The organism is Vibrio sp. Vb0888 (assembly GCF_033338835.1).
Lineage (GTDB): Bacteria > Pseudomonadota > Gammaproteobacteria > Enterobacterales > Vibrionaceae > Vibrio > Vibrio alginolyticus.
Window position 1 is genome coordinate 172,593 of the sequence record NZ_JAWOTL010000002.1, and the last position, 11,916, is coordinate 184,508.

9 protein-coding genes are annotated in these 11,916 nt (G+C 49.0%); 1 reads left to right on the forward strand and 8 read right to left on the reverse strand.

Annotated elements, in window-relative coordinates; all coding sequences use genetic code 11:
- Positions 1 to 26: 26 nt before the first annotated feature.
- From R7P72_RS04940 to R7P72_RS04960, 5 genes are all read right to left on the reverse strand, one after another.
- The gene (locus R7P72_RS04940) at positions 27 to 1,148 is read right to left on the reverse strand and encodes a lipocalin-like domain-containing protein (protein ID WP_213906967.1); all 1,122 of its coding nucleotides are present in this window, start codon (positions 1,146 to 1,148) and stop codon (positions 27 to 29) included.
- Complete coding sequence (locus R7P72_RS04945; RefSeq protein WP_213906966.1) at positions 1,148 to 3,673, reverse strand: ABC transporter permease; 2,526 nt, start codon at positions 3,671 to 3,673, stop codon at positions 1,148 to 1,150. Before R7P72_RS04945 ends, R7P72_RS04940 begins: the two co-directional genes overlap by 1 nt.
- Positions 3,660 to 4,385 (reverse strand): ABC transporter ATP-binding protein, encoded by a 726-nt coding sequence (locus R7P72_RS04950; RefSeq protein ID WP_005374684.1) that lies wholly within the window; start codon positions 4,383 to 4,385, stop codon positions 3,660 to 3,662. Before R7P72_RS04950 ends, R7P72_RS04945 begins: the two co-directional genes overlap by 14 nt.
- 225 nt (positions 4,386 to 4,610) lie before the next feature.
- A complete protein-coding gene (locus R7P72_RS04955) occupies positions 4,611 to 4,856 on the reverse strand; it encodes a DUF3297 family protein (protein WP_005374689.1) in 246 nt (81 codons plus the stop codon).
- Between the two features lie 105 nt (positions 4,857 to 4,961).
- Positions 4,962 to 6,953, reverse strand: a complete 1,992-nt coding sequence (locus tag R7P72_RS04960) for a U32 family peptidase (protein WP_005374691.1) — start codon at positions 6,951 to 6,953, stop codon at positions 4,962 to 4,964.
- A 227-nt stretch (positions 6,954 to 7,180) separates the two neighbouring features.
- On the opposite strand from R7P72_RS04960, the gene R7P72_RS04965 reads away from it, so the two are divergent.
- Positions 7,181 to 7,627 (forward strand): DUF302 domain-containing protein, encoded by a 447-nt coding sequence (locus R7P72_RS04965; protein ID WP_017634511.1) that lies wholly within the window; start codon positions 7,181 to 7,183, stop codon positions 7,625 to 7,627.
- 82 nt (positions 7,628 to 7,709) lie between these two features.
- On the opposite strand, the gene R7P72_RS04970 is transcribed toward R7P72_RS04965, so the two are convergent.
- From R7P72_RS04970 to R7P72_RS04980, 3 genes are read right to left on the reverse strand one after another with little or no spacing between them, the layout of a single operon-like run.
- Positions 7,710 to 8,912, reverse strand: coding sequence for a type III PLP-dependent enzyme (locus R7P72_RS04970; protein WP_054576551.1), 1,203 nt, complete (start codon positions 8,910 to 8,912; stop codon positions 7,710 to 7,712).
- Positions 8,905 to 10,734: a siderophore biosynthesis protein PvsD gene (locus R7P72_RS04975; protein ID WP_005374700.1), complete on the reverse strand. Its 1,830-nt coding sequence runs from the start codon at positions 10,732 to 10,734 to the stop codon at positions 8,905 to 8,907. Before R7P72_RS04975 ends, R7P72_RS04970 begins: the two co-directional genes overlap by 8 nt.
- The gene (locus R7P72_RS04980) at positions 10,706 to 11,911 is read right to left on the reverse strand and encodes an MFS transporter (protein ID WP_005374702.1); all 1,206 of its coding nucleotides are present in this window, start codon (positions 11,909 to 11,911) and stop codon (positions 10,706 to 10,708) included. The genes R7P72_RS04975 and R7P72_RS04980 overlap by 29 nt, the downstream gene beginning before the upstream one ends.
- Between the last annotated feature and the right edge of the window lie 5 nt (positions 11,912 to 11,916).

Here is an 11,916-nt window from a genome sequence, read left to right on the forward strand (position 1 = left end):
AAGATTGTGCACGGAAATTTTTGTGCTCAGTAGCCAGTGAGTTCCATATAACCTGTCCCAGAATGAGAGCCCTCAATATGTACTGGGCCTTCCCAATAAGGCACGGAAAGCGGCATTTTCGCGTTCGGGTTGAGAGCAGAAACGGTAAGCTCGATTTGCTGATTTGGAATCGACACTTGCCACTGGGTTGGATACTTTCGCCCTTGGATTTCTGTTTGATTGGTTGCCTCTAACTGAATGGCTTTTTGTGGGATAGCGATGCCAGAACCATCTTGCTGCATCAGCCTTGCGCTGGAGTAACTGGCTGCTCCGGTTTTGGAATCTCGCAATTGGAACACCACCAAGCTGGTTTCGTCACTCAACCTTAGGGCAAACCAGTCCCAGCCTTGTTGTGAGTCGAGTAAGAATTGCGAGCTCCACTCTCGGTCTATCCAACCTTTGCCCGACACTTGATGGATTTCGCCGTCGATCGTGACTTCACCGGAGACATCAATAAATGGTTGGCTGTAGTAATACGAAGCCACCCGTCCATCGGCACTTTTGGTGCTGTAACCTTGCTCGCCTTGCTTTTGATAAGGCGCAGTGCTGGTAAGAGTGAGCGAATAGCCAAACTGTTCGGAGTTCGCCTTCAATGTTGCAGGGAAGAGGTCGTTGGTTGAAGAGATCCACTGCCAATCATCGAGATAAACCCGAAATGGTGAAGTGTCGACGCCTGCGAGAGAGGCTTGAGCGCGTGACCATTTTTCATCAGCGTAGTGTTTGTCTGCGGTCGTCACTGCGCTGTGCGCCATGTAGATTTGCTGAGTTTGCCACTCGGTTTTCTTCACGTCATCTTCGCCCCTTGGCGGTGGTGGCGGCGGCGCAGCAGCAAAGCGAAATTGTGTCCACTGGACGCCAAGTGGGTTGCCATCTTCATCAATTAAGTTAGCGGTTAAGTACCACCATTCATGACGAAAATTCGGGTGCGCTTGATGGTCTGCCGGGAAGGTGAGTTCATTCCCTTTTTGTACGGGTGTGAATAGGTTGCTCTCGCTTTGCGTATCTCCACTGCCCAGCAACGTGCCCATATTTTGTTGCTGCGTATCTTCACAACCAAACAGGAATAAGCTGCTTATGAGTAGAGCAAGTTTGCTTGCTAATCGAACCATCACAACACCTCGCTTTGCAAACTGGATACGACAGGCTTGCTGACCAATCGCCACAGCGGAATCAAGGTTGCAATCACCGCTACCAAGATGGTGATTGCCGCAATGCTGAGGGCGTCACTCCAATTCCACAGGTAATTTAAGCTCCAACCAAAAGCGCGCAAGGTGACGATGTCTGTCAGTACGTAACCCACCATGGCTCCGAGGGGCAGGGCGATAACCAGAGTAAAACTGACCAAAGCGACGATCTGTCCGACCACCATGGTCATTAATTTACGACGACTAACGCCAAGTGCATACAGCCTTGCAATGGCGGCTTTACGCGCGTCGAGTAACATGAAACAAGCACTGAACAAACCAATCACCGCGACCATCAACGTCACGCCATTGAGCGCACGCGTAATGGCGAAGGTTTGCGAGAATATATCCAAAGCGATGGATTTGATTTGCGCCTGATCGTAGAGCTGACTTGGATGCAGATTCAATTGCTCGCGCAGTTGCTCGTAGACGATTTGTGGGTCCCCCGAGACTTTAATGCCAAGGCTTGTTGGCAAGTCGGTAAATCCGCTCTCTTGCCATAGATTTGGTGCTAATAAGACTTCACCGTTAGGTGAGCCGTAATCATGGAATACCGCACCCACAAGTAGGTTCTTATTTGGAACGGCATCAAGCGTGAGCTCGCTACCCAGTGATAAACCCAGTTTGACCGCGGTTGGCTCACTGATAGCGACTAACTCACCTTGGTAAAAGCGTGGCCAGAAGTTCTCCAAATGCGATTTGAACACCATGGTTTGCTCTAAGGTGTCTTTGTCTTTGGTGCCAAGCAAAATCGGTAAGCCTTGCAGATTATCGTCGACGTAGTATTGCTTGTAGACGGTCTCAACCTTGTCGAACTGTCCTAACGCGCGCTCTACATCAGCGATTTCTCCTTGGGCAGGGCTGACGTAAATATCGGCGTGCAGTCTTTGTTCTAACCACTGTTTTAGGGTGGACTCGAAGCTACCAACTAGCGTGTTCATCCCCATATTGGCAGTAACGGCGAGTAGCAGTGCCATCATGGCGAGAGAAAGCGGAGAAATCAGCTCGCGCAGCTCTGCAAACAGATACTGCATCAAACCGGAAGTGGTGCGTTTTTCACACCAATTGGCTAACACGCTGAGTGTTTTGGGTAGATACAAAGGAATCGACACCACAAGCACACCGAGCCACGCCATGGTGAAGCGGTGATGCTCACTCAACCATAACCCTGCGAGTGCGAGAGCCGTCAACGCAGCACCTATCACGAACAATTGGTTTTCGTTAGAAGCTTCAGGTGCTTGATAAAATCCACCATGAGAGGAAAGCGGCTGGCGCACTCGCTGTTTAAAGTGCTGCCAACACGCCAATAGGGTTGCGGCTAACGTGAGCAGCAGCGCTTGCGCCCACCATTGCCATTGCCAAGTGCCGGGCAGCAGTGTCGCACCATAAAGTTGTTCTAGAGTCAGTGCTACGGTCGGATGCAACCAATGGCTGAGCTGCATGCCCAATACAAAACCGAGGGAAGCACCGATGGTAACGAGAAGAGAGAGTTCAACTAACAGCGCAGAGAACACAATGCTCGGCGCAACACCTGCCTGTTGGATTTGTACTAACAGACGATTGCGTTTCAGCAAACTGTATTTTACGCCGTTGTAGGCAATGAACAGCCCGACTAAAAAGGCAAGTAAGCTCATTGCGGTGAGATTGAGGTGAAAGCTGTCGGTCAGCGAGCCAAGGTCTGTGCTTTGATTGTTGGCAATCCATTGCCCTTGATCGCCAATCAGCTTCTGCCAATTTGCTTGCGTGTCTTTATTCCCTTTATCACCCGAGTGGAAAACCGCAATGTAACTGAGCTGTCCTTGTTTATTGAGCAGTTGCTGGGCAAAGCCAATGTCCATCAACATTCGGCTACCTAACTGCCATTCGTCGGGTAGCACCACCACTTGGGTTGGAATGTCGTCCAGAGTTAGGGTTTCTACCTCTCCTAAGTTTTGATGTTGAGATTGACTCATCATCACGATTGGCTCGCCAGCTAAAAGCTCAGGTAAAGGTAAAGCACTGTCGAACAAAGACACGTTTTGTTGGTTTTCTGATGACTTTCCGTTTGCAGAATACCGAGAACGCGAAGAGATGGCAGCAATCAACTCGCTGCCTTGTACTGACCAACGTCGACCTTGTTCATCTCTCACTCGCCCTTCGATTACAGGTAGCGCTGCGCTGAGTCCGTTTTGTCTAAGGGTGAAGTAGAGCGACTCGGGCAGATAGTTTTGCCCTGCTGGTGGAATAATTAAGTTCTGAGCTTGTGCGCTAAGCTGCTCGGTAGACTCCGCATAACTGCGCTTGGCATTAAGGTTGATGGCTTGCACCGCAACAAATAAGGTCACCGCCAACACGATACCGATCAGAATCGCGGCGGCTTGCAGTGGTGCCTGCCGATAGTGCGCCGCAAACAGATTCAGGGCGAGTCGAGTATGCGTGAATCTGGTATTTTGGAGCTTAGCTTGCTTCATGGCGAAGCTCATGCTTGTTTTGGTGATGACCGCCATGCAACTGACTATTTTCCAAACGCCCATCTTTTAAGCGTAACTGGGTTTGCATAAACCCGGCACATTCAGGGCTGTGTGTCACCAGTAGTACCGCCGTATTGCCTTGGGTGGTGATTTCACTCAGTAATTTCATCACTTCCAAGCCGGCTTTTTGGTCGAGGTTACCTGTGGGTTCATCAGCAAGTAGCAGTTTAGGTTTGTGTGCTAATGCACGTGCAATAGCGACTCGTTGCTGTTGGCCGCCGGATAGGGAAGAAACATGTCTATCGAGCAGTTGGCTGATGCCTAGAGTCTCGACCAAATAGTCGCACCAGTCATTCCATTTCTGTTGATTCAAATTCAGAGGGAAGGCGATGTTTTGCTGCACGTTGAGCGGCGTTAATAGGTTGAATTGCTGGAAGATAACACCGAGTTTTTGGTGTCGAAATCGGCTCCATTGTGGGTCTTTCCAAGCCGCCGTGTTATCACCATCTAACCACAACTCACCTTCGGAAAGTGGCTCAAAGCCAGCGATGACGTTGAGTAAAGTACTTTTGCCGCTGCCACTTGCGCCCGTCAGCGCAACACTCGCTCCTGTGTTCAACGTGAAGTCGACGCCTTCCAACACGCGATGTGTCTCTTTGCCATCGACAAAGCTTTTGCTAGCTCGTTTGAGTGTGACAAGTGGGCTTTCCATTTCCTCTCCCTGTATTCAAAAGGTGTCGTTTCTTTTGGCAATCACTATTGCAGTTAGTTCTCTAGAAACTTTAGACAACAATCAGATAAAAACAGCGATTTACATCGATTTCTTAATAACTTGTACTGAAAAGAAGAGGGAAGAGATTAAATGAGGAGGGATATGACAGGCATTAAAAAAGCCCGAGTCAAACTCGAGCTTTCAAATACATTCAGCGTGGTCAGCTTACACGTAGTACGCTTCAACTTCGCCTTTAAGTTTGATTAGCATTGGGTTACCGAAACGGTCTTTTGCTTTAGGAGAAGCAATTTTTACCCAACCTTCGCTGATGCAGTATTCTTCTACGTCAGTACGCTCTTGGCCGTTGATACGAATACCGATTTGGTGCTCGAAGCATTCTTTGATGAAGAATGGGCTACGTGGGTTACCCGCTAGGCGATCTGGTAGAGCTGGTTTAGCTGTGTCTGTCATTTTGTGTGACCTAAATTCCGTAAAAAGTGCGCTATTGTAGTCAGTGCACTGTGTGTGTTCAAGATATGTTGAGAGTCGATGCGTTGTTTGACTTTCAAGTAACTCCTACAACCCCTTTAAATACTGCGCGTTGGCTGTTGGTTGAATCATGGCATTCAGCGTTTGGACGGTTTGTTCGCTGTGTTCTTCAAGTAGAGCTAAGAACGCGTCAATCAACTCAGGTTTGCTTGCTGAGACTTTCGTTTCGGTCTGGATATCACGCAGATCGATCAACACATCGGTAAACAATTGCGGCAGATCGTGCAGCACTTGCAGGTTTAAGATGTTGTGCTCGCTGTAGATTGAATTGTGGCTGCCTTTTTGTTTTTGCACCAAGTAAGGATTGTCTTTTAAGTTGATGATAGACGTGCGTTTATCACAGCGTTTCAAACAACTTTTGTTGACCTTCACCTTACGGCATCCTTCGGTTTGTTGAAACAAACATTGGCGGCTCGTGAGTAGAGTGTTCGGGTGATAAATGCTGTAGAAGCTGCGCATGTTTTTCGGACGCTTTATGTGACGCACCTGCTTCATATTCAGCTCGTTAGAAACAAACGCGCCACTTGCCGCGAACTCGTCTTGAAGGCATTTAAACGCGTATGAGTTCACCGTGTTCAGTTGTGGGCCTGCCACCCAGCCTAAGCCGAGCTCTTTTGCGATCATGCCGACACCTGAGTTGTTGGTGATCAACAACTCAGGTTGGATGGTTTCCAAAAATACGCGCGCGGCGTGGTAGTCTTCGCCAATCAAAATGGCTGGGAACCAAGGTTTGAGCATTGGGTTGGCTTGGAACAATTCAATCATCGCGCTCAGTTCACCAGACAATCCCATTGGCAATTGATAGTAAACATCAACGTCGTGGTATTCGCACAGCATGGCTTCTTGTGCTGACGAGATCAGAACCGATAATTTTGGCGCACCTTGGCGAGGTTCTGGTTGAGGTAACGTTGGCAGAGTTGGCACATCAATCGACCCTTTCAAGCTGCTGCCGGATACTTGTGTTGAAGTGACATCGAACGACTTAGTTTGCTCTGCCACTTTCTCAATGATCGCGGTTTTGTCATCGTAGAGTTTCTTTTTCACCGCTTGTACATCATCAGCAGACTGGCATTGGTAAACCTTCGAAAAATGCTTTACAGCATGGTCGCGCGGGTTGTCGATGTACATCGCCTTGCCGAAATCACCTTGCAAAAATGCGTTGGAGAAATCACGGTTGAACACCGTGTATAACTCTGTGGTGTCTTCAGAGAGTTCCAAACCCTCGCACAAGCGATCGATTTGCTGGCGCCAATTGTCGACCACGGTATAGACGTAGTGCGATTTCTTGATTCGCCCTTCCACTTTTAATGAATACACGCCAGCATCGGCAAGCGCTTCCAAGTCCCCAAAGGCGGAGTTGTCTTTCATATTGAGTGGGTAGTTGTTGCCTGTTTTGGTCGTTTCGTACTGTTCGCGACAAGGTTGGCTACAGCGTCCACGGTTACCTGATGCGCCATTGCGAGCGGAACTGATGTAGCAAATTCCGGAGAATCCGATGCAGTATGAGCCGTGGACAAACACTTCCATCATTACGTTGTGCTCGCGACCAAATTGCGCCAGATGTTTTATCTCACTGATGTTAAGTTCGCGAGATAAGTTTACTCGGCTTGCGGTGAGCTGGTTGAGAAAGAGGATTTGGCCTTCGTTATGCGTGTTCAGTTGCGTTGAAGCGTGCACATCCAAATCGGGAAAGTGATGTTTGAGAATGTAGGCCAGACCGAGATCTTGTACGATCACGCCATCGATTTTGGTGGTGTTCAGTTGGCTGAGCAAGCGAACAATCGCTGGAATTTCACTTTCTAAAATCAGCACATTCAACGTTAGGAAAATCTTACAGCTGTGCTGATGGGCCAACGTTAACACGCCATTTAAGTTATCTAAGGTGAGGTTGGTCGCTCGGTTACGAGCATTGAAGCGGTCGAGCCCACAGTAAATTGCATCGGCGCCAGCGGCAATGGCGGCTTTGATGGAATCTAAATCACCACCGGGTGCTAATAACTCAAATTGATCGCGTGTCACTACTTTTCTCTTTCTTACTAAAATAGGCTGCAAATGTTACGTATTTCACGCTTTTGATGCTCGGCTAGTTAATGCTTTATTAATCTGAATCAATTTATCCGTGTTACACGGTCGACTCTTGAGTGGGTAGAGTGCAATTCGCGATAGCGGAATCTGACTTCTATAGTTTTCCTACACTTGGTTTTTCTATATCTAGTTTTCGACTCAGAGAGAGGAAGGGACGACAAATGAAAAAAGTAATCATCGGGTTGGTCGTGGCGTTGACGTCATTGAGTGCGTTGGCTGGTGAGGGCGTGGTAACCGTTGCGAGCACACATTCAGCAAAAGATACGGCGGATAAATTTGTCGCTATCGCGCAAGAAAAAGGGTTGAACGTCTTTGCGCGCATTAACCATCAAGAGAATGCCACGAAAGTCGATATGACGTTGCGACCAACTGAAGTTATCGTGTTTGGAAACCCTAAAGTGGGCACACCACTGATGATCTGTGCGCAGGAGGTGGCGCTCGATTTACCCCAAAAAGTGTTGGTGTATGAAGATGCTGAAGGCAAAACGTGGTTAGCTTACAACGATCCGATGTATTTAAAGCAGCGCCATCATATTGAAGGCTGTGACGAGGTATTGAACAAAATCAGCGGCGTGCTGGGCAATTTAACCCACGCGGCGGCGAAGTAGGGTGCAGTATTAGGGCTGCTTGTTATGTTGAAGAATAAAAAAGCCCCAATGATTGGGGCTTGAATGAAGCGAAGTATGCCGTTTAAAAATAGTGAAAGATCGGCGGTTCATGCATCAAGAAGTTTTGATGGGAGATGTTCCACGCATAGGCGCCTGCTAAGGTAAACACAACATAATCACCAATATCGACATGGGCGACGTGTTGATTGCGTGCCAGCACATCTTTGGGCGTACAAAGCTGGCCGACAAAGGTCGCTTGTGCATGCTGAATTGGGTGAGAAATCTCATGGTGTTGCTCGCTTTTCAGGATGACGAATGGATGGTCATGACTCTGCGCTGCTGGCGTGCGGAAGTGGTGAGTTCCCCCGCGTGCGATGACAAAGTTTTCGCCAAGATTTTGCTTAATATCCAGTACTTCCATCACGTAATAACCGCATGCCGCCGTGATGAAACGTCCGCATTCAAAACGCAGTGTCCAGTCTTGCGCTTGCTCTTTGGCGATGAGGAATTCCAACTTGTCGCAAAACTCCATCCACGGAAAGTGTTGCTCAGGGTTTTGGTAGTTAATGCCCATGCCGCCGCCCAAGTTGATCATTAGCTCACCGAGTTCGAACTCCTGCTGCCACGCCTTCACGACTTGGAAATAGCGCTGCATTAACGCTAAGTGGCGTTCAACATCAAGCTGATGCGACATCAAGTGAAAATGGAAGCCTTTGAGTGACACTTGCGGGAAATCGCGCAGCAACATCAAAGCATTGCTCAGTTCGGACTCGTCCAAGCCAAACGGAGTCGGCTTGCCGCCCATTGCCAACTTGCTGAGCGTGATGTCGCCAATATCGATGTTCATACGCAAAAAGATCGAAGCAGGGCGGTTGAGGCGCTCGGTTAGCGCACCAATGCGTTGCAGCTCAGTGAGGCTTTCGACGTGAATCGCATCGACATCAAGTTCAATCGCTTGTTGCAATTCACTTGGCATTTTTCCTGGGCCACCGAAGATCAATGGTTTATCGAGTTGTTGCTGGTGGAGGTGTGCCAACTCCCCGCCAGATGCCGCTTCAAAACCATCGACATACGGCGCGAGCGTTTTGAGAATCGGGCCCGATGGATTGGCTTTAGCTGCGTAAAATAGCTCGACATTTTTCGGCAAAACGTGACGCAGTTGTTTGATGTGTTCTTCTAAGGCGCTTAGGTCATACACGTACGCGCACAAGGGTTGACTTTGCTGCCGTGCGAGCGTGTGAACTTGTTGGCAAACGTGTGTCGGTAGAGAGAGTGAATTAGACATGTTGCGATCCTTTTTCGTGTTGCTGCCAAGGCGCGGCGACTTGGGTATAGCCCGACTCCTTATCGGCTTTTTGCATCAAACGCGTGGTGAAATTATTTTTGCTTGGGAAGTGACCGCCATTTAGCAACGTTTCTAGTTCCGGTTGTTTTCCATTCACTGATTGCCAATGCACAATGGCACTTTGCACCGCATTCCACAGCGTTTGCTCTAGTGGCTCATCACCTTCTGCGATGAAGAAAATCGCTTCGCTGATGTTGTTGATAAAGGTGCAGTATCCGATGCGATTCCAGCCTTGTTCGCGACTGTAGTAAACCGATTGTCGTGCGCGTTCAGACAAGTCAGTTAATGTTTCTGCTGGCCAGAACTCCGGCAGTAATTTAGTGCCTTCCAAATCACGAATCCAAACACAACACGGCATCTCTTGCTCAAAGCCAATCAGGGTGTTTTGCAAATGCGGCTCAAACGCCACCCCGTGTTTGAAGTAGTAATTAAATACGCCCGGGATCAGGCAATGCAAATAGCGTTCAAACCAAAGTGTCGCGATGTCGGAATAGCGATTTTGCGTAGTACGCGCTTTGTTTTTAAGGCGTTGAGCAATGCGACTGTTGCCGTTATTATCGTAAGCAAACAGAGCGCCAGCGAGGGTTGGTTTCAAGATGTCGACTTCGCTCAGCGAGAAATTTTCGCGATACAAAATCCCAAACGATTCGCGTGCTTTGGTGTTGTCGTCCCAGTTGTGCTCAGCGACACTTTCTAGATTCAACGTGGTGGCGTAAGGCTCTGTCATCACTTTAAATACGGGGTTGTGCAGCTGTTCGTTTTCTCTAATTGGTTTGAGAATCGACGTGAGTTGCACGGCGCTGTCGAGTTCGTACCACGCGTTTTTGCGCACGCAATTGGTTAATCGTACGTTGATGGAGAATTTCGCAAACCAGTCCATGTCAGGGTGGTAGAGGGTACGAACTGAAGAGGTCGGCTGCATCTTTTCACCACCTAAACCCAGTGGCGTGATCTTGCCTTGTTCAATGGCGCGCTTCACGCTTGGGTTACTCAAAATGGTGTAGCTTTCCCAAGGATGACAAGGGTAGAGGGTCTTCCCATTGCTGGTGGCGTGTTGTGGCGCGAGCCGTTGTAGCATGCGCTGCGCAGGGTTAGCTTCTCCGTCGGAACTCAGCACATCAAGTAAGTACGTATCCACTTCAAACCAGTACAACGGGACTTGCGCGCCGACTTCTGGAGAAAACGCCAAGAGATCATCCATGGTGACGCCCGAACGACTTTTCGGGGTCGGATGGAAAGTATGCCCCCAAATCAGAGATTGTTCCGAAGCGATAAATTCGTTGTGATGCGATTTGGGCGCGACGTTGAGAAACTGCTCGGTAACCAGCACGCTATTTTCTAGTTGTTCGATCAGCTCATGGTTAAACGGGATCGCCAATACCTGCTTGAGATAGTTAAGCAAAAGCGTAAGAGTTTGCGTGGCATCCAATTTCGCCCAACCAGATCCCGGCATTTTCGCCCAAGGCAGTTCTGCCAATTTGATTTTGCCCAGTTTGCTCGCGTAGTGAATCGGCAAAACCAGCACGCCATTTTGTTGAGAAAGATGAACGGCTATCCGCTGTTTAGCGGGATAGTTGCGTTTTAACGTTTGGGGTAGAGATGTCGATTGGTAGTGCCATTCCACTTGTTGATTCGGTAGCGCAAATTCACGTAAGTAACAATTAAGAACACCCATTATCGTGTTGAGTTGGGCTTTCTCACGGTTGAGCTGCACCTCATGTGCGCGCAACTCGCTAGTCTGAGAGGATTGAGTTTGTAACATGTTGATTTCCAAATTTTGAGTGGAGAACCAGCGCGATCAAGGTGATTACGCTGACTATCGCAGAAAGTAGGAAAGGAACCTCAAGTAGCCCCAAGCTAGAAATGAAAGAAGCGCAAAATCCCGCTGCCACGCCACCCCATTTGGACATGGCATCAAAGCGAGAAAATACTTTGCCACTGAGTTTGCGATCCAGATTGCTCGCAAGATGCTGATGCAATCCGTGATAACAACACACCATCGCGATGCCGAAGATAATTCTCGCAGCAATGAGTGCGGTTTCGGACGCAATCAAATGCAAGGCAGAGCTCACGGCAAGCAATGCAAACCCAAGCCATAACGTGCGCAGCGGTTGATGGCGATTCAACCCATCTGACAACACGTGAATTTTTCCTGCCAGCAACAGATAGACGCCATGCGGCAGTGCGTACAAAAAACCGATCCATGCGTGGTTAGTGATGCCATATTGCTGCACAAACGGCGAGAAGTAAGGAAAGGTCACCACCATAGAAAACGCAAACCCGAATTGAGCAAAGAAGATCCAACGAATGGCATGCATTGCGTTTTTCTGTGCAACCGGTTTTTCTTGCTGAGGTTCTGAGTTTGGCTTTTCGAGGTTTTGGTCGGCGGGTTTATCCGCTGGCAGTGTTAGCGTGATGCCCATAGCAATTAAAGGCAAAACGCATAACCACAGGTACGCGTTGAGCGGGTTGGTCTCTGACAAGCTCCAGCCGAGCCCAATGGGCGCAACGATCAGCGCCAAGCGAGCAGATAGTTGGGTTTTATTGAGTGACTTGCCGAGTGTTTTGGCTTCTTTAATTTGACTAGATAAGTAGCTGTTCGAGGCGGCCATGGTGCCGCCAAAGGTTCCTTGAACAATAAGACCAAACACAAACATGGCGAGGTTGTCTGCCAAGCCGCACAGCGCAAACCCTGCTGCAAGGCCAAGTTGCGCACGCAAGAGTGAGAGGCGGCGACCGTAGCGATCGGCAAAGTTGCCCCAAAATCGCGCCGCCAACGCAGTACAAAACGTAGGTAGGATAAACAATACCCCTGCCCAGTCCGCATCAATGCTTGCGCCTAACGTTGGCAACACGACGGGTAGAAATAGCGGCATACCTAACGCGGCAAACGCAGCGATAAAGTGGCACAACAACACACTGTAGATGAGTTTGGTCATAATCG

What these genes read in the sequence shown, in the direction of transcription:
- R7P72_RS04965 (WP_017634511.1), top strand. Translation starts at nt 7,181, where the DNA reads ATGAAAAAAGTAATCATCGGGTTGGTCGTGGCGTTGACGTCATTGAGT.
- R7P72_RS04940 (WP_213906967.1), bottom strand. Translation starts at nt 1,148, where the DNA reads ATGGTTCGATTAGCAAGCAAACTTGCTCTACTCATAAGCAGCTTATTC.
- R7P72_RS04945 (WP_213906966.1), bottom strand. Translation starts at nt 3,673, where the DNA reads ATGAAGCAAGCTAAGCTCCAAAATACCAGATTCACGCATACTCGACTC.
- R7P72_RS04975 (WP_005374700.1), bottom strand. Translation starts at nt 10,734, where the DNA reads ATGTTACAAACTCAATCCTCTCAGACTAGCGAGTTGCGCGCACATGAG.
- R7P72_RS04970 (WP_054576551.1), bottom strand. Translation starts at nt 8,912, where the DNA reads ATGTCTAATTCACTCTCTCTACCGACACACGTTTGCCAACAAGTTCAC.
- R7P72_RS04950 (WP_005374684.1), bottom strand. Translation starts at nt 4,385, where the DNA reads ATGGAAAGCCCACTTGTCACACTCAAACGAGCTAGCAAAAGCTTTGTC.
- R7P72_RS04980 (WP_005374702.1), bottom strand. Translation starts at nt 11,911, where the DNA reads ATGACCAAACTCATCTACAGTGTGTTGTTGTGCCACTTTATCGCTGCG.
- R7P72_RS04955 (WP_005374689.1), bottom strand. Translation starts at nt 4,856, where the DNA reads ATGACAGACACAGCTAAACCAGCTCTACCAGATCGCCTAGCGGGTAAC.